Source organism: Cupriavidus sp. MEYA8 (genome assembly GCF_059278825.1).
The window spans coordinates 89,263-106,848 of the sequence record NZ_CM181221.1; the positions used below are offsets into that span (position 1 = coordinate 89,263).

Below are 17,586 nucleotides of genomic sequence, written 5' to 3' on the forward strand. Positions count from 1 at the left end.
GGGCGGCGGGCCGCCCCGGGTTGGGTCTGTCTGGCTGCGGGCCCTCGGTGCGCCTCAGGGGTCGGGGCTGGCGAGCCAGGAATCGAGTTGCGCGAGCGCCGCGGCGCGCGCCACCGCGTCGCCGCCGACGGTCACCGCGCGCGCCTTGCGCACGCCGCCGCCGTTGCCGGCAGCGGGCACGTCGTGGCGGACGTGCAGCTCGCTGGTGCCGTCAAAGCCGTGATGGGCGCCGGGGTAGATCTCGAGCCGGAAGCGCGCGTTGGGCTGGCGCGCCAGCACGGCGGACTGCAGCATGGCGCAGCGCGTCGCGGGCGTCCAGTCGTCGGCGCCGCCGATCATCAGCAGCATGGGGGTGCGCAGCCGGTAATCGTGCTGGCGCACCGCGCGCTTGCAGCCGGGATAGAACGCGACGGCGCGTTCCACCTGCGGCGTGCCGGCCGGCCACGGGCGGCTGGCGTCGACGGTGGCCAGCACCGCCTGCGCGCCGTTGGACCAGCCCAGCAGCACGATGCGCGCGGGGTCGACGCCCGGCTGGCTGCCCAGCCAGCGCAATGCGGCCAGCGCATCGGCGCGGCGCGTGCGGTCGTCGATGCCGCGGTTGTCGATCGGCTCGGTGCAGATGCCGTGCGGTTTGCCGCGGGCGCTGAAGCTGTCGGGCATCAGCACGGCGTAGCCGCGCGCGGTCAGCCACTGGGCGTATTCGCGGTAGCGTTGCTGCAGCAGCGCCGAGGCGTCGGCGCCGTCGCTGGTGGCCATGGGGTCACGCGGGGACAGCAGGCCGCCGCAGCCATGCAGCGCCACCACTACCGGCAATGCGCGCGGCGTGGCGCCTTCGCGCGGCACGAACCAGTAGGCGGTCAGCGCCGGCGTGGCGGCATCGCCGCGCAGCAGCACGCGCTGCGCGGGCACCGGCGCCGCGCTGGTGGCTGCCGTCGCCGGCCCGGCTCCCTGGCGCGTCACCGTGCCCGGCGCCAGCGCGCCGGCCGGCGACAGCAGCGGCGGCTGTACCAGCGCCGGCGGCGGCAGGTCGGGTGCATGCGCCGCGGCGCCGCCCGACCACGCAACCAGGCCGAGCGCCATCACCGCCGCAGCGCGGCGCGCGGCGCGGCTGGCGCTGGCAGGGTGGGGCCGGAAGGCGGGCATGCGCGGCATGTCGGTTGCGGTATCTGCGGTTATCAGCGCGTGGCGGCGCAGCCGCCGCTGCCGGGCTCGAACATCACGGGCCAGGCCTGTTCATAGATGCCGGGCGTGCAGCGCTGCTGGCAGTTGGCATGCGCCAGCGTGACGCGGCGCGGGTCCTGCCAGACCATCAGCTTGCAGCCGCTGCCGTCGTTGGCGCGCAGCTCGATATGCGGCTTTCTCTGGACCTGGCGGAAGTCGGCCAGGTTGAAGGTGCACGAGCCGCGCCGGCCCACCCACAGCTTCCACGATAGCTGCTGCACGGTGTTGTCGGAAACGCGCAGCTGGGCGTCCTCGCGGAAGCCGTCTTCCTCGGTGCGGCGGCAGTCGCCGGCCAGGTCGATGTCGCGGCTGGCGATGGGCGTGGGCTTGCCGATGATCGGCAGCTGGATACAGCCCGCCACCAGCGTGGCGAATACCAGGGCGGCGAGCAGCCGGAGGAAGGTCGGGTTCATGGTCAGGCCTTGGCGGGGCGGCGCAGGTGCCAGTCGGTCGCCTGCTGGAACGCGTGCGCGGCCTGCAGCAGGCGCGCCTCGTCGAAGTAGTTGCCGATCAGCTGCAAGCCCACGGGCATGTTGCCATCGCCGAAGCCGCACGGCACGCTCATGCCGGGCAGGCCGGCCAGGCTGGTCGAGAGCGTGAAGATATCGGCCAGGTACATCTGCACCGGGTCCGAGGTCTTCTCGCCCAGCTTCCACGCCACCGTCGGCGCCACCGGGCCCATGATCACGTCGCACTGGGCGAAGGCGCGCTGGAAGTCGTCGGCGATGATGCGGCGGATCTTCTGCGCCTGCAGGTAGTAGGCGTCGTAGTAGCCGTGCGAGAGCACATAGGTGCCCACCAGGATGCGGCGCTTGACCTCCGGGCCGAAGCCTTCGGCGCGGCTCTTCTTGTACATGTCGAGCAAGTCGCGGTACTCGGCGGCGCGGTGGCCATAGCGCACGCCGTCGAAGCGCGACAGGTTCGACGAAGCCTCCGCCGGCGCGATCACGTAGTACACCGGGATCGACAGCTCGGTCTTGGGCAGCGACACCTCCACCAGCGTGGCGCCCAGCTTTTCATACTCGGCCAGCGCGGCGCGCACGGCCTGTTCGACGTCGGCCGACAGGCCCTTGCCGAAGTATTCCTTCGGCAGGCCGATGCGCAGGCCCGCCAGCGGGCGCTCGGCGCTGGCGCCGGCGCGCGGCTGGCCCAGCAGGCGCGTGTAGTCCTCGTCCACGCCGCCTTGCTCCGGCGGGATGCTGGTCGAGTCCTTGGGGTCGAAGCCGGCCATGGCGTTGAGCAGCAGCGCGCAATCCTCGGCGGAGTGCGCCATCGGGCCGCCCTGGTCCAGCGACGAGGCGAAGGCGATCATGCCGTAGCGCGACACGCGGCCGTAGGTCGGCTTGATGCCGGTGATGCCCGAGAACGACGCCGGCTGGCGGATCGAGCCGCCGGTGTCGGTGCCGGTGGCGGCGGGCGCCAGGCCGGCGGCGACGGCCGCGGCCGAGCCGCCCGACGAGCCGCCGGGCACGCGGCTGGTGTCCCACGGGTTGCGCACCGGGCCGAAATGCGAGTTCTCGTTGGACGAGCCCATCGCGAATTCGTCCATGTTGGTCTTGCCCAGCGTGACCATGCCGGCGGCGGCCATGCGCTCGACCACGGTGGCGTCGAACGGGCTTTCATAGTTGCCCAGCATCTTCGAGCCGGCGGTGGCGCGCCAGCCGCGGGTGACGAACACGTCCTTGTGCGCGACCGGCACGCCGGTCAGCGGCGCGGCCTCGCCGCGCGCGCGGCGCTCGTCGGCGGCGCGCGCCTGCGCCAGGGTGCGCTCGGGGTCGACGTGGATAAAGGCGTTGAGCGCGGCGGCCTGCTCGATGCGGGACAGGTACTCGCGCGCGAGTTCCTCGGCGGAGACGGTGCGCGCGGCCAGGGCGTCGGCGAGCTGGCGCAGGGAGGTCACGGAATCAGCGGAAAAGGGCATGACAGTCGGGTTGGCATTCGGGGTGGCGTACTGGCTGGGTCGGCCGGGCGGCAAGATCCTGCAAGCTTCGACAAGGATTGGCAGCGCGCGGCCGGCGCAGGTCACTCGATGACCTTGGGCACCAGGTACAGCCCGTTCTCGGTGGCCGGGGCGGGGCGCTGGTAGTCGTCGCGGCGGTCGCTCTCGGTGACTGCATCGTCACGCAGGCGCTGCACCATGTCGCGTACGGCCGACAGCGGGTGCGCCAGCGGCTCGATGCCGGTGGTGTCGACCGCCTGCATCTGCTCGACCAGCGAGAAAAAGTTGTTCAGCTGCGCAAGCGTCTGTTCGGCCTCGTCATCGCTGGTTTCGATGCGGGCCAGGTGGGCGATGCGCTTGACGTCGGATAGGTCGAGGGCCATGGCGTGGTGGTTCGGATGCTCGGATGCTCGGATGCGGAAGGTGCCGGCAGCGGCCGGCGGCCGGCCGTGCGGCGGTGGCGTCGCGCGGTCGGACAGGGCGGCTCCGGGACGCTGCAACGGCGCAACGGAGCCATCGGAATTACAGGGTTTTTCAGGCCGTAAACGCCCGAAGCAGCAGGAATTATAAGGTATCATTGCGTGCTCCCGACCTTTGGCAACGCCTTCGTCACTTTGCCGCAAGCCGGTCCCCGGCTGGCCCGCCGTGCCTGGCGGCCGAAGGTGCCCGAAGGGCGAACCTGGGTCCTCTGATTAGGCCTTTGCCACCGGCCACGACACGCCCGAATGCAACGGGTCATGACGCGCCGGTGCCTGCACATTTTCGTGCGCATCGTCGCGAACTTTCTCGCGAGGTCTAATCAAAGGTTCCCGTAGGGCCGGCCTGCGCGGCATGACGGCGGCGGTGCCGAACCCGACTCCAATCCAGCACCCGGCCCGGGCCCACCGCGCCGGAGCGTGGGCGGGCCGGGAAGCCGAGAACCATTCCGTATTCAACACCCAAGCAATTCGTGGCCGGGCCGCCCGTGGCGCCGGCCGCTTCGCCTACCCGCGAACACCATCACAGACAGGACTCCTGATGTTCGGATTTCTCCGCAGCTACTTCTCCAACGACCTGGCGATCGACCTCGGCACCGCCAACACGCTGATCTACATGCGCGACAAGGGCATCGTGCTGGACGAGCCCTCGGTCGTCGCGATCCGCCAGGAAGGCGGCCCCAACGCCAAGAAGACGATCACGGCGGTGGGCAAGGAAGCCAAGCAGATGCTGGGCAAGGTGCCGGGCAACATCGAGGCGATCCGCCCGATGAAGGATGGCGTGATCGCCGACTTCACCGTCACCGAGCAGATGCTCAAGCAATTCATCAAGATGGTGCACGACAGCAAGCTGCTGCGTCCGAGCCCGCGCATCATCATCTGCGTGCCGTGCGGCTCGACCCAGGTCGAGCGCCGCGCCATCCGTGAATCCGCCCTGGGCGCCGGCGCCAGCCAGGTGTACCTGATCGAGGAGCCGATGTCGGCCGCGATCGGCGCCGGCCTGCCGGTGTCGGAGCCGTCGGGCTCGATGGTGGTGGACATTGGCGGCGGCACCACCGAGGTGGGCATCATCTCGCTGGGCGGCATGGTCTACAAGGGTTCGGTGCGCGTCGGCGGCGACAAGTTCGACGAGGCCATCGTCAACTACATCCGCCGCAACTACGGCATGCTGATCGGCGAGCAGACCGCCGAAGCGATCAAGAAGGAAATCGGCTCGGCCTTCCCGGGCTCCGAAGTCCGCGAGATGGAAGTCAAGGGCCGCAACCTTTCCGAGGGCATCCCGCGCGCCTTTACCGTTTCGTCCAATGAAATCCTGGAAGCCCTGACCGACCCGCTGAACCAGATCGTGTCGGCGGTGAAGATCGCGCTGGAACAGACCCCGCCGGAACTGGGCGCCGACATCGCCGAGCGCGGCATGATGCTGACCGGCGGCGGCGCGCTGCTGCGCGACCTGGATCGCCTGCTGGCCGAGGAAACCGGCCTGCCGGTGCTGGTCGCCGAAGACCCGCTGACCTGCGTGGTGCGCGGCTCCGGCATGGCGCTGGAACGCATGGACAAGCTGGGCAGCATCTTCTCCTACGAGTAAGCACCAGGAACTGCACGTGGCGATGCGCGGCCTGCCGGATCGTTGGATCAGGGCGGTGTCGCGGCGCCGCATCCGCCGGGGGATCGCCCCGGCAACGCCCGCCGCCCTGCGGCGCCGTGCCCACCCCGGGCGCGGCACCGCGGGCGGCGCGGTGTTTGCGGCATTCGCATGCGTGCACCGGCCTGCGTTCGGGTAAATGGATTACTCTCCTCCGCCGCTCTTCAAGCAAGGCTCCTCCGCTGTCGCCAGGCTGGTGCTCTACGTGGGCATCGCGCTGGCGCTGCTGGTGATCGACGCCCGTTTCAACGCGCTCAGCGTTGGCCGGCAGGTGGCCGCCACCGTGCTGATGCCGGTCGAACGCCTGGTGCTGGTGCCACGCGACGCGCTGCGCACGGTGTTCGACTACGCGCAGTCTTCGGCGATCCTCGCCTCCGAGAACCGCGAACTGCGCCAGATCGCCGTGCAGCAGGCCGAGGCCTCGGTGCGCCAGGCGCAGCTTGAGGCCGAGAACAACCAGCTGCGCAAGCTGCTGGGCCTGGCCCAGCAATCGGCCACGCCGGTGACGGCGGCTGAGATCCTCTATGACGCGCGCGACCCCTACAGCCAGCGCATCGTGATCGACAAGGGCAGCCAGCAGGGCCTGCGCGCCGGCTACCCGGTGATCGACGAGCGCGGCGTGGTGGGCCAGGTCACGCGCGTGTCGCCGTTCCAGTCCGAAGTGACGCTGCTGACCGACAAGGACCAGGCGATCCCCGTGCAGGTGGTGCGCAACGGCCTGCGCAGCGTCGCCTTCGGCGGCGCGCGCGCGGGCCAGCTGGACCTGCGCTTCATGGCCGCCGCCGCCGACCTGCAGCAGGGCGACCTGCTGGTGACGTCGGGGCTGGACGGCATCTATCCGCCGGGGCTGCCGGTGGCGAAGATCGTCCATATCGAGCGCAAGGCCGACACCGCGTTCTCGCGCATCTACTGCGAGCCGGTGGCAGGCGTGCGCGCGCACCGGCAGCTGCTGGTGGTGCGCTACGACTCCGCGATCCCGCCGCGCGAGACCGTCGAGGCCAAGCCCGAGGCGCCGGTCAAGGGCGCCAAGTCCGCCGCCGCACGCGCGGCAGCGGCCAGCGCCGCGGCGGCCAAGGCGCCTTCCGCCAGAGAGGCCAGGGACGCCAGGGAGGGCCAACGGTGACCAACCCCCAATACCTGCTGCGGCCGGTCAATCCCGCCTTTATCGCGCTCAGCTTCGTGCTGGCGTTCCTGTTCAACCTGATGCCGTGGGGCGACACGCTGTGGATCCCCGACATGGTGGCGCTGGTGCTGGTGTTCTGGAACATCCACCAGCCGCGCAAGGTGGGCATGGGCGTGGCCTTTGCGCTCGGCCTGCTGATGGACGTGCATGATGCGCGCCTGCTGGGCGAGCATGCGCTGGCCTATACGCTGCTGGCCTACTTTGCCATCACCATCCACCGCCGCGTGCTGTGGTTCACGGTCTACACCCAGGCGCTGCACGTGCTGCCGCTGCTGTTCATCGCGCACGCGGTGCCGGTGCTGATCCGCCTGGCGATGGGCGCGCCGCTGCCCGGCTGGCCGCTGCTGCTGGCGCCGGCGATCGAGGCGCTGCTGTGGCCGCTGGCGACCAGCCTGCTGCTGGCGCCGCAGCGCCGTTCGAGCGATGTCGACGAGACGCGTCCGATCTGACGCCAGATTTGACGCCACCCGTCCCTAACAGGCCCCGCGCAGTACTATGACCGAAATCCGCAACGTCGAACTGGAAATCGGCCGCTTCCGCATCCGCGTGGCGGCCGCGGCCCTGTTCACGGTGATCTGCTTTGGCCTGCTGTTCGCGCGCTTTTTGTGGCTGCAGTGGTACAAGCATGACCAGTACTCGGCCAAGGCCGAGGACAACCGCATCTCGGTGGCGCCGATCGAGCCCAACCGCGGCATCATCATGGACCGCAACGGGATCGTGCTGGCGCGCAACTATTCGGCGTACACGCTGGAGATCACGCCGTCCAAGCTGACCGATACGCTGGAAAACACCATCGAAAGCCTGTCGACGCTGGTGGAGATCCAGCCGCGCGACCGGCGCCGCTTCAAGCGGCTGATGGAAGAGTCGCGCAGCTTTGAAAGCCTGCCGATCCGCAGCCAGCTGACCGATGCCGAAGTGGCGCGCTTCTCCGCGCAGCGCTTCCGCTTCCCCGGCGTGGACGTGCGCGCACGGCTGTTCCGCCAGTACCCGCTGGGCGAGTCGGCCTCGCACGTGATCGGCTACCTGGGCCGCATCTCGCAGCGCGACCAGGAGCGCATCGAGGCCATGGACGAGGCCAACGATGCCGACAGCGCCAAGTACGATCCGCGCAAGGACGCCGACAACTACAAGGGCAGCAACTACATCGGCAAGATCGGCCTGGAGCAGAGCTACGAGACCGAGCTGCACGGCCTGACCGGCTTCGAGGAAGTGGAAGTCAGCGCCGGCGGGCGCCCGATCCGCACGCTGTCGACCTCGCCCGCCACGCCGGGCAATAACCTGATCCTGTCGCTCGACATCCGCCTGCAGCAGCTGGCCGAGGCGCTCTACGGCGACCGCCGCGGCGCGCTGGTGGCGATCGAGCCGACCACCGGCGACATCCTGGCGTTCGTTTCCAAGCCGACCTTCGATCCCAACCTGTTCGTCGAGGGCATCGATACCAATACCTGGAACGAGCTCAACGGCTCGCCCGACAAGCCGCTGCTGAACCGCCCGCTGCGTGGCACGTATCCGCCGGGCTCGACCTACAAGCCGTTCATGGCGCTGGCGGCGCTGAGCACCGGCAAGCGCACCGCGGCGTGGGGCATGTCGGACCCGGGCTTCTTCACGCTGGGCAACCACACCTTCCGCGATGACAAGCCGGGCGGGCACGGCTGGGTCGACATGCACAGCTCGATCGTGCATTCGTGCGACACGTACTACTACGCGCTGGCGCGCGACATGGGCGTCAACGGCATCCATGACTTCATGAAGCCGCTGGGCTTCGGCCAGATCACGGGCATCGACATCGAGGGCGAAAGCCGCGGCATCCTGCCGTCGACCGAGTGGAAGCGCCGCGCCTACCGCAAGCCCGAGCAGCAGAAGTGGTATGACGGCGAGACCATCTCGCTGGGCATCGGCCAGGGCTACAACAGCTTCACCATCCTGCAGCTGGCGCAGGCGACCTCGGTGATCGTCAACAACGGCAAGGTGATGAAGCCTCACCTGGTCAAGGCGGTCGAGGACGCGGTCACGCGCAAGCGCACGCTGACGGTGCCCAAGGAAAGCTACACGATCCCGTTCAAGCAGGCCGACATCGACGTGATCAAGCGCGCCATGGTGGCGGTGACGCATGCCGGCACCGCGGCGCGCGTGTTCGCCGGCGCGGCCTATGAGTCGGCCGGCAAGACCGGCACGGCGCAGACCTACAGCCTGTCCAAGGGCGAGAAGTACAACCACCACGCGCTGGCCGAGCACAAGCGCGACCACTCGCTGTACACCGCGTTCGCGCCGGCCGACCAGCCGAAGATCGCGATCGCGCTGATCGTCGAGAACGCCGGCTTCGGCGCCGCGGTTGCCGCGCCGATCGCGCGCAAGCTGATGGACTACTACCTGACCGGCAAGTGGCCGGCCGAACTGGAGGCGATGGCGCCCCCGGCCAGCGAGCGCGTGGCCGGCCGTCCGCCCGTGGATACGCCGAGCGTGTTCACCACCGGCCAGACCGCCAGCATTGCCAGTGCCACGGTGATGTCCTCCGGTGCCGCGCCCGCGAGCGCCGTGGCCGCGGCTTCCGGCGCGCAGCCGGTGACGCCGGAGGCCATTGCCGCCGCGCTGAACGCCGAGGCGATCGCGCCGGCCTCGGCCGTCGAGACGCTGGACCAGCGCATGCTGCAGGCCCTCGGCCACAGCAAGCCCGCGCCGCAGCCGGCCTCCGCCCCCGCCGTGCAGCCCGCCAGGGCGCCCGCGCCCAAACCTCGCGTCAAGCCCGTGTCCGCCAAGGCGGCCAGCGGTGCCGACGCCACCCGCTGAAGGAGACGCGCATGGATCGCCGCCGCGTCATGTCCCTGATCAAGACCGCGCTGACCGGTTTTGACAAGCCGCTTTCGCTGATCGTCTTCCTGCTGTTTGCCACCGGCGTCGTCGCGCTGTACTCGGCCGCCATCGACATGCCGGGCCGCGTCGAAGACCAGTTGCGCAACATCCTGCTGTCGTACGTGGTGATGCTCGTGATTGCCTACCTGCCCACGCAGACGCTGATGCGGGTGGCGGTGCCGATGTACACGGTCGGCGTGGCGCTGCTGATCGCGGTGGCCATGTTCGGGCTGATCCGCAAGGGCGCGCGCCGCTGGCTCTATGTCGGCATGGTGATCCAGCCGTCCGAGATCATGAAGATCTCGATGCCGCTGATGCTGGCGTGGTACTTCCAGAAGCGCGAGGGCGTGATCCGGTGGTTCGACTTCATCGTCGCGCTGGGGCTGCTGCTGATCCCGGTTGGCCTGATCGCCAAGCAGCCTGACCTTGGCACCGCGCTGCTGGTGATGGCCGCCGGCCTGTATGTGATCTACTTCGCCGGGCTGTCGTGGAAGCTGATCCTGCCGCTGCTGGGGCTGCTGGTGGTGGCGATCACGCTGCTGATCACGTTCCAGAACGACATTTGCGCGCCGGGCGTGAACTGGCCGGTGCTGCACGACTACCAGCAGCACCGCGTATGCACGCTGCTCGATCCGACCAGCGATCCGCTCGGCAAGGGCTTCCACACCATCCAGTCGATCATCGCGATCGGCTCGGGCGGGGTCGAGGGCAAGGGCTTCCTCAAGGGCACGCAGACCCACCTCGAATTCATTCCCGAGAAGCACACCGACTTTATCTTCGCGGTCTACTCCGAAGAGTTCGGCCTGATCGGCAATGCGCTGCTGCTGGTGCTCTACCTGCTGCTGATCTTCCGCGGGCTGTTCATCGCCGCCAACGCGCCGACGCTGTTCTCGCGGCTGCTGGCCGGGTCGATCACGCTGATCTTCTTTACCTATGCGTTCGTCAACATGGGCATGGTCAGCGGAATCCTGCCGGTGGTTGGCGTGCCGCTGCCGCTGATTAGCTATGGCGGGACGGCGCTGGTGACGCTGGGGGCGGGGGTTGGGCTCCTGCTGAGTATTTCGCGGCAGAAGCGGTTGATACAGACGTAGCGCGGGCGGCACAGGAAAGGGGGGCGCGGCTCCCCTTTGCTAAACTGCCACCCAATTTTCCTCTACCGGTCCAAGCCCCATGAACGCCCAAGACGTTGCCGCCTACCTGCAGAGCCATCCCGAATTCTTCGAAGAGCACGCCGAGCTGCTGGCCACCGTGCAGCTGACCAGCCCGCACAGCCATCGCGCCGTGTCGCTGCAGGAACGCCAGATGGAAATCCTGCGCGAGAAGAACAAGGGCCTGGAGCTGCGCCTGGCCGACCTGGTACGCCATGGCCACGACAACGACCGTACCCAGCAGCGCCTGCACGACTGGCAGCTGCGGCTGCTGGCCGAGGCCGATTCGCACGCGCTGCCGTATGCCGTGCAGGACGGCCTGCAGCAGGCGTTCGACGTGCCCGCGGTCGCGCTGCGCCTGTGGAACGTGGCCGAACAATACGCCCACATGGAAGTCGCGCAGGATGCCAGCGAAGACATGCGCCTGTTTGCCGAGGGCCTGCGCGCGCCGTATTGCGGCGCCAACAGCGGCTTCGAGGCGGCAGCGCTGCTGGAGCGCGACGACATCGTTTCGCTGGCGATGGTCGCGCTGCGCGTGCCCGTGCGCGCGGCCGATGCCGGCGCGGACGTGCAGGGCACGGCGTTCGGCCTGCTGGTGCTGGGATCTCCCGATCCGCGCCGCTTCCATGAAGGCATGGGCACCGCCTACCTGGCGCAGATCGGCGAAGTCGCCGGCGCCGCGCTGAACCGCCTGCGCGACTGAGGCCAATGCCGTGAGCGCACGCCGGCCGCCGCGCCAGCCCGCTCCCGCGTTGGCGGATGACGGCGCGCCGCCGCCGTCGCCGTCGTCAGATCGGCCGGCCGATCCGCTGGTCGTACAGTATCTCGACTGGCTGCGCGGCAGCCGCAAGCTCGCCGACCATACGCTCGCCAGCTATGGCCGCGACCTGCGCGTGCTGCAGGCGCATGCCACGCGCTACGCGAGCGGCGTCGCATTGCTGGCGCTGCAGACCCACCATATCCGCAACTTCGCCGCCAGGCTGCATGGCAGCGGGCTGGTGGGCACCAGCATCGCCCGCACGCTGTCGGCGTGGCGCGGCTTCTACCAGTGGGCGGCGCGGCATGGCCATGGCGTGACGGTCAATCCGGTCGAAGGCGTGCGCGCGCCGCGCTCCGGCCATGCGCTGCCCAAGGCGCTGTCGGTCGAGCATGCGGTGGCGCTGGTTGCCCACAGCGCCGGCACCGATGCCCAGGCCCTGCGCGACCATGCGGTGTATGAACTGTTCTATTCCAGCGGGCTGCGGCTGTCGGAACTGGTGCAGCTGGACCTGCGCTATGCCGACGCCGACGGCTACCGGTCCAGCGGCTGGCTCGACCTGGCTGGCGCCGAAGTGACGGTGACCGGCAAGGGCGCACGCCGGCGCACGGTGCCGGTCGGCAGCAAGGCCATGGAGGCGCTGCGCGCCTGGATCGCGGTACGCGACACGCTGCTGCGCCCCGGCGCGGCACCCGACGACGCGCACGCGCTGTTCCTGGGACCGCGCGGGCGCCGGCTGTCGATGCGCACGGTGCAGCTGCGGCTCAAGCAGCAGGCGCTGGGCGCCGGCGTGCCGGCCGACGTGCATCCGCATATGCTGCGGCACTCGTTTGCCACGCACGTGCTGCAGTCGTCGGGCGACCTGCGCGCGGTGCAGGAGATGCTGGGGCACGCCAGCATCTCGACCACGCAGATCTATACCGCGCTGGATTTCCAGCACCTGGCGCGCGTCTACGACAAGGCGCACCCGCGCGCGGGACGGCGTTCGGCGCCACCGCCCGACGAGGCGGACGAAGCGGACGAAGTGGACGAAGCGGACGAAGCCGAGGACTAGCTCACTCCCACTGCGCCAGCACCTCGCGAAAGCGCTCGATCTCCGGCATCAGCCAGCTGCGGAAGGCCTGCACCTTGGGCAGGTTGAGCGAGCCCGGCGCACAGACGAAGTACAGCAGCCACGGACACGGGATGCTGACGTCGAACAGCCGCACCACGCGCCCCGCCAGCAGGTCGTTGTAGGCCAGCGACGAGCGGATCAGCGCGATCCCCTGGCCCTCCGACGCGGCCTGCAGCAGCAGCGACGAATCCTCCATCAGCAGGCCCTTGCGCGGCTCGGGCCAGTCCAGCCCGGCGGCCTCGAACCACGGTTTCCACGGATCGCCCTCGCCGCGCAGCAGCGGCAGGCCGGCCATCTCCTCCGGTTTCTGTGGCAGCCGGCCGCCGTTGAAGCTGGGGCTGCACATCGGGAAGAAGACGTCGTCGAGCAGCTTTTCCACATACAGGCCGGGATAGTCGCCGCTGCCCATGCGCAGCGCGATATCGACTTCCTCATGGGCAAAGTTGACCAGCGTGTTCGACGACAGCAGCTCGACGTCGAGCTCCGGATGACGCTCGATAAAGCTGCCGATGCGCGGCGTGAGCCAGCGCGCGGCGAACGAGGGCATGGTGCTAATGGTCAGGCGCTTGTCGCGGTTGCCGGCCTGCAGCACGCGCGTGGCATCGGCGATTTGCAGCAGCGCGTCGCGTACGCGTTCGGCGTAGATGCGGCCCGAGGGGGTCAGCGCCACGCGCTTGCCGTGGCGCTCGAACAGCGGCAGGCCCAGCTCGTCTTCCAGCGCGCGGATCTGGTGGCTGACCGCGCCGTGGGTGACGAACAGCTCCGTCGCCGCGCGCGAAAAACTCTCGTGGCGCGCCGCCGCCTCGAACGCGCGCAGGGCGGTCAGTGCCGGCAGGCGCGGCAGTTCGCGGTGCCAGCCGCGCGGCAGGTCCTTTTCCCAGGCGCTTTTCCAGGCCATGGCTGCCTCCGGTGAAGTCGGGTGTATGTGAGTTTGACTAACAAGAACAAAGAAAATATATCGTTTTGATAGTGTCAGGGCAATCACTAATATTCCATCACCGGCCCCCGCTGTAGCGACTTACTTAACAGCGAATTCCACAAGGTTTAACTGGCCTGGTCCCCTTGCCGGGCCAATTTCAGTGGATTCGTTGCCGCATCGCGATAGCGTGGCGCAAGTGCCCCCGGCCGGCTGAACGGAGAACTTCGATGAAAACCGTGCTCACAACGACCGTGTTCACCCTGAATCCTGGCGAAGTCACCGCGCTGTCGGTGCACGCCGCCCAGCGCCTGCATGTCGAGAAAGCCAATGGCATGGACGTGTGGCTGACGCGCGAAGGCGATTCGGAAGACTACTGGCTGCGTTGTGGCGGCAGCCTGTTGCTCCGCTCCGGCGACGAGGTGGTGGTCAGCATTGACCCGCGCGCGCAGGAACCGGTACGCCTGGCGCTGATCGCCGAGGCGCGGCGTCCGGCGCTGGCGCTGGCGGATGTGCCGCACCTGGTGTACCGCAGCCTGCGCCGGCTGGTTCGAGGCACGGAATGGACGCCTAACCAGGACCAGGCGGCCGCATCCTGAAGCCGACGCGGGAAGCGGGCGGGGATTCGTCCGCGTTACACCGGCGCCACGCGCATCTGCGCCTGGCCTGGCCGCGTGACGCAAGCGGCAAGTCCTCGGTGCGGCAAGACTGACGGGAGCAGAGCAGGGCCGGCGCAAGCCGGCCCTTTTCGTTACACTCTCGCCATGCATCCGATTCAGATCATCGAACGCGGCCGCGAGGACTATCAGCCGTGTTTCGACGCGATGCGCGCCTTCACCGCCGCACGCTCCCCCGAGACACCCGACCAGATCTGGCTGGTCGAGCATCCGCCGGTCTACACGCTGGGCCAGGCGGGCGATCCCGCACACCTGCTGTCGCCTGACGACAACATCCCGGTAGTGCAGATCGATCGTGGCGGCCAGATCACCTATCACGGTCCAGGCCAGGTAGTGGCTTACCTGCTGCTCGATTTGCGCCGCCGGCACCTGATGGTGCGCGAGCTGGTCCACGCCATCGAGCAGGCAGTGCTGGACACGCTCGCGGCGTATAATCTCGCAGCCGAACGCAAGCCCGGCGCCCCCGGCATCTACCTGTCCGACGGGCCGCACCAGGGCGCCAAGATTGCCGCGCTCGGCCTCAAGATCCGCAACGGCTGCAGCTACCACGGCGTCAGCCTCAACGTGCAGATGGACCTGTCGCCGTTCCTGCGCATCAATCCCTGCGGCTATGCCGGACTGGAAACGGTCGACATGGCGACCGCGGGCGCCACCTGCCCGGTGGCGGATGCCGATGGCGCCCCCATGCCCGTGACCGCGGCACGACAAACCGACATCGCACAGCGCCTGGCGGCTGCATTGTGCGAAGTGCTGGCAGCGCACGAATCCCGCGTGCTGGCGGCTGAAGCCGCCGACGTGAATGCCGACCCGGCCCTGGCCTCCTAGTCAAAAGCGAAATGCACGCTGAGCGCGTGCGGAGAAATGTATGAGCGACGCCCTGATCGCCACTTCCAGCGAAGCCCCGCAGTCCCCCGCGGAGGCGTACGACCCGACCCGCAAGCAAAAGTCGGCCGACAAGACCGCACGCATCCCCATCAAGATCGTGCCGGCCGAAAAGCTCAAGAAGCCGGACTGGATCCGCGTGAAGGCCGCCACCGGCAATTCGCGTTTCTATGAGATCAAGGACATCCTGCGCGCCAACAACCTGGTGACGGTGTGCGAGGAAGCCAGCTGCCCGAACATCGGCGAATGCTTCGGCAAGGGCACGGCCACCTTCATGATCATGGGCGACAAGTGCACGCGCCGCTGCCCGTTCTGCGACGTCGGCCACGGCCGCCCGGATCCGCTGGACGTGAACGAGCCCGGCAACCTGGCGCGCACCATCTCCCAGCTCAAGCTGAACTACGTGGTGATTACCAGCGTCGACCGCGACGACCTGCGCGACGGCGGTGCCCAGCACTATGTGGATTGCATCTCGCAGACGCGCGAGCTGTCGCCCGACACCCGCATCGAAGTGCTGGTGCCCGACTTCCGCGGCCGCCTGGACAAGGCGCTGGACATCCTGCAGGCCTGCCCGCCTGACGTGATGAACCACAACATGGAAACCGTGCCGCGCCTGTACAAGCAGGCCCGCCCGGGCGCGGACTACGCGCACTCGCTCAAGCTGCTGCAGGAATTCAAGCGCCGCAATCCGAACGTTCCGACCAAGTCCGGCCTGATGGTCGGCCTGGGCGAGACCGACGAGGAAATCCTGGAAGTCATGCGCGACATGCGCGCGCACGACATCGACATGCTGACCATCGGCCAGTACCTGGCGCCGTCGAACCACCACCTGCCGGTGCTGCGCTACGTGCACCCGGACACCTTCAAGATGTTCGAGGAAGAGGCCTACAAGATGGGCTTCACCCACGCTGCCGTGGGTGCGATGGTGCGCAGCTCGTACCATGCTGACCAGCAGGCGCATCAGGCGGGGTTTGCCTGAGCAGCATCGGGTTCATGACTTGTCAGAGCGGCCGGGACTAATCCCGGCCGTTTTGCTTTGCGCATCGCATTCCCCGGGCTGCCAGCCTACACTGGTAAAAAGTGCGCTACCAGGAATCCCATGAGCCCCTGCACCATCCACCGCCTCGCCGAACGAGCGCTGCTCTACAGCGTGGCGCCGCCCGCATCGCTCGAGGTCCAGCGCCGCATCTGGGCGATGGCGGCGCGGGCCGAAGGGTGGCGCGGCGTGGTCGACGTGGTGCCGGGCATGAACAACCTGACGGTGATCTTCGACGGCAGCGCCGATGTCGAAGGGCTGGAGCGCGGCCTGAAGCAGGCCTGGGCCTCCGGCGAGGCGCGCAACACCACCGGCAAGGTGGTCGAGATCCCGGTGCGCTATGGCGGTGGGCATGGGCCGGACCTGGCCGACGTGGCCGCGCACACCGGGCTGTCGCCGCGTGAAGTGGCGCGCCGCCATGCCGCCGGCGAGTATGTTGTCTATTTCGTGGGTTTCCAGCCTGGCTTTGCCTATCTGGGCGGGCTGGTGCCCGAGCTGGCCACGCCGCGCCGGCGCGAGCCGCGGCTGGCGGTGCCGGCCGGCTCGGTCGGCATCGGCGGCGAGCAGACCGGCATCTATCCGGCGGTGCTGCCGGGCGGCTGGCAGCTGATCGGCCACACCGATATCGCACTCTTCGTCGCGGATCGCGATCCGCCGTCCCTGCTGGCGCCCGGCGATACCGTGCGCTTTGTCGCCGAGGAAATCATCGCGTGATCGAAATCATCCGACCTGGCGCGCTCGCCTCGGTGCAGGACCTGGGCCGTACCGGCTTCCGCCATATTGGCGTGGGCAGTTGCGGGGCGATGGATACACTGGCCGTGGCGGTCGGCAACCGGCTGCTGGGCAATGCGCCCGGGTGCGCCGCCATTGAATTCACGCTGGGACGCGCCGCGGTCCGCTTCCATGCGGACATGCGCGTCGCGCTGGCTGGCGCGGAGTGCGGCGCGACGCTGGATGGCACGCCGGTCTGGTCCTGGCATGCCTTCGACGCGCACGCCGGCGAGATCCTGGTGCTGCCGCCGGCGCGTGGCGGCACACATGCCTATCTGTGCGTGGCAGGCGGCATTGCCGTGGAGCCGGTGATGGGCTCGCGCAGTACCGACCTGAAGGCCGCCTTTGGCGGCCTGGATGGCCGCGCGCTGCAGGAGGGCGACCGCTTGCCGGTGGGACGCGCGGGTTTGGCGGCCGATGGCGACTGGATCGGCGTGCAGGCGCCGGCGTGGGCGCTGCCCGCGGACGTCAGCGGCAAGGCCATGCCGGTGCGCATGTTGCCAGGCCCGGAGTATGAAGACTTCGAGGCGGAATCGCAGCAGGCGCTGTGGCAGTCCGACTGGGTTGTCACGCCCAACAGCAACCGCATGGGCCTGCGCCTGAACGGCCCCGCGCTGGCGCGCCGCGCCGAGCGCAGCGCCGACCTGCTGTCGCACGGCGTGGTGCCGGGCGTGATGCAGGTGCCGCCGGCCGGCCAGCCGATCGCGCTGATGGCCGATGCGCAGACCACCGGCGGCTATCCCAAGATCGGCGTGGTGATCGGCGCCGACCTGTGGCGGCTGGCGCAGGTGCCGCTGGGCGCGGCCGTGCGCTTCGTGCCGGTGACGCTGGCACAGGCCGCTGCCGCGCAGGCGGAGCTGGACCGCTACCTGCGCCAGATCGAACAGGCGCTGCAATGGCAGGGCGACGGCATGGCCATCGCCGCGCGCCGGCGCACGCTGACCCGCGCGGCGGCCTGAGCCGTCCGCGGTATT

17 protein-coding genes are annotated in these 17,586 nt (G+C 69.0%); 12 read left to right on the plus strand and 5 right to left on the minus strand.

Translation table 11 applies throughout. The features are described 5' to 3' along the window. Positions 1-54: 54 nt before the first annotated feature. The 4 genes from AC5WJ1_RS00370 to gatC all read right to left on the minus strand — a co-directional run bounded on the left by AC5WJ1_RS00370 (position 55) and on the right by gatC (position 3,543). Positions 55-1,143: a dienelactone hydrolase family protein gene (locus AC5WJ1_RS00370; RefSeq protein ID WP_195427776.1), complete on the minus strand. Its 1,089-nt coding sequence runs from the start codon at positions 1,141-1,143 to the stop codon at positions 55-57. A gap of 32 nt (positions 1,144-1,175) precedes the next feature. Beyond that, entirely contained in the window at positions 1,176-1,634 is a 459-nt protein-coding gene (locus AC5WJ1_RS00375; protein ID WP_135704110.1) for a hypothetical protein, read from the minus strand. A gap of 2 nt (positions 1,635-1,636) precedes the next feature. Continuing rightward, complete coding sequence (gene gatA, locus AC5WJ1_RS00380; RefSeq protein WP_133094969.1) at positions 1,637-3,142, minus strand: Asp-tRNA(Asn)/Glu-tRNA(Gln) amidotransferase subunit GatA; 1,506 nt, start codon at positions 3,140-3,142, stop codon at positions 1,637-1,639. Between the two features lie 101 nt (positions 3,143-3,243). Continuing rightward, positions 3,244-3,543: an Asp-tRNA(Asn)/Glu-tRNA(Gln) amidotransferase subunit GatC gene (gene gatC / locus AC5WJ1_RS00385; RefSeq protein WP_133094970.1), complete on the minus strand. Its 300-nt coding sequence runs from the start codon at positions 3,541-3,543 to the stop codon at positions 3,244-3,246. Between the two features lie 634 nt (positions 3,544-4,177). Here gatC and AC5WJ1_RS00390 point away from each other — a divergent pair. The 7 genes from AC5WJ1_RS00390 (at position 4,178) to AC5WJ1_RS00420 (ending at position 12,270) form a co-directional block, all read left to right on the plus strand. Further along, positions 4,178-5,221: a rod shape-determining protein gene (locus AC5WJ1_RS00390; RefSeq protein WP_008648066.1), complete on the plus strand. Its 1,044-nt coding sequence runs from the start codon at positions 4,178-4,180 to the stop codon at positions 5,219-5,221. A gap of 196 nt (positions 5,222-5,417) precedes the next feature. Continuing rightward, positions 5,418-6,401 (plus strand): rod shape-determining protein MreC, encoded by a 984-nt coding sequence (gene mreC / locus AC5WJ1_RS00395; protein ID WP_494476288.1) that lies wholly within the window; start codon positions 5,418-5,420, stop codon positions 6,399-6,401. Next, complete coding sequence (mreD, locus tag AC5WJ1_RS00400; protein ID WP_029047791.1) at positions 6,398-6,910, plus strand: rod shape-determining protein MreD; 513 nt, start codon at positions 6,398-6,400, stop codon at positions 6,908-6,910. The genes mreC and mreD overlap by 4 nt, the downstream gene beginning before the upstream one ends. A 46-nt stretch (positions 6,911-6,956) precedes the next feature. Continuing rightward, positions 6,957-9,248, plus strand: coding sequence for a penicillin-binding protein 2 (mrdA, locus tag AC5WJ1_RS00405; protein WP_195427760.1), 2,292 nt, complete (start codon positions 6,957-6,959; stop codon positions 9,246-9,248). A gap of 11 nt (positions 9,249-9,259) precedes the next feature. Continuing rightward, a complete protein-coding gene (gene rodA, locus AC5WJ1_RS00410; RefSeq protein ID WP_133094973.1) occupies positions 9,260-10,402 on the plus strand; it encodes a rod shape-determining protein RodA in 1,143 nt (380 codons plus the stop codon). Positions 10,403-10,481: 79 nt separating this feature from the next. Continuing rightward, the gene (locus AC5WJ1_RS00415; RefSeq protein WP_133094974.1) at positions 10,482-11,162 is read left to right on the plus strand and encodes a DUF484 family protein; all 681 of its coding nucleotides are present in this window, start codon (positions 10,482-10,484) and stop codon (positions 11,160-11,162) included. Between the two features lie 10 nt (positions 11,163-11,172). Then, entirely contained in the window at positions 11,173-12,270 is a 1,098-nt protein-coding gene (locus tag AC5WJ1_RS00420) for a tyrosine recombinase XerC (protein WP_494476289.1), read from the plus strand. Between the two features lies 1 nt (position 12,271). Here the strand turns inward: AC5WJ1_RS00420 and AC5WJ1_RS00425 are convergent, their stop codons facing one another. After that, positions 12,272-13,228, minus strand: coding sequence for a transcriptional regulator GcvA (locus AC5WJ1_RS00425; RefSeq protein ID WP_133094976.1), 957 nt, complete (start codon positions 13,226-13,228; stop codon positions 12,272-12,274). Positions 13,229-13,476: 248 nt separating this feature from the next. On the opposite strand from AC5WJ1_RS00425, the gene AC5WJ1_RS00430 reads away from it, so the two are divergent. The 5 genes from AC5WJ1_RS00430 (at position 13,477) to AC5WJ1_RS00450 (ending at position 17,571) form a co-directional block, all read left to right on the plus strand. Further along, complete coding sequence (locus AC5WJ1_RS00430) at positions 13,477-13,845, plus strand: DUF2917 domain-containing protein (RefSeq protein WP_029047785.1); 369 nt, start codon at positions 13,477-13,479, stop codon at positions 13,843-13,845. A 165-nt stretch (positions 13,846-14,010) separates the two neighbouring features. Next, positions 14,011-14,748 carry a lipoyl(octanoyl) transferase LipB gene (lipB, locus tag AC5WJ1_RS00435; protein ID WP_135704116.1) on the plus strand — a complete coding sequence of 246 codons (738 nt, stop codon included), beginning with the start codon at positions 14,011-14,013 and terminating at the stop codon, positions 14,746-14,748. Positions 14,749-14,788: 40 nt separating this feature from the next. Next, on the plus strand, positions 14,789-15,784 hold the full coding sequence (gene lipA, locus AC5WJ1_RS00440; RefSeq protein WP_133094978.1) for a lipoyl synthase: 996 nt from the start codon (positions 14,789-14,791) through the stop codon (positions 15,782-15,784). Between the two features lie 120 nt (positions 15,785-15,904). Beyond that, positions 15,905-16,555 (plus strand): 5-oxoprolinase subunit PxpB, encoded by a 651-nt coding sequence (gene pxpB / locus AC5WJ1_RS00445; RefSeq protein WP_133094979.1) that lies wholly within the window; start codon positions 15,905-15,907, stop codon positions 16,553-16,555. Continuing rightward, on the plus strand, positions 16,552-17,571 hold the full coding sequence (locus AC5WJ1_RS00450) for a 5-oxoprolinase subunit C family protein (protein ID WP_434033241.1): 1,020 nt from the start codon (positions 16,552-16,554) through the stop codon (positions 17,569-17,571). The genes pxpB and AC5WJ1_RS00450 overlap by 4 nt, the downstream gene beginning before the upstream one ends. The last annotated feature ends 15 nt before the right edge of the window (positions 17,572-17,586 follow it).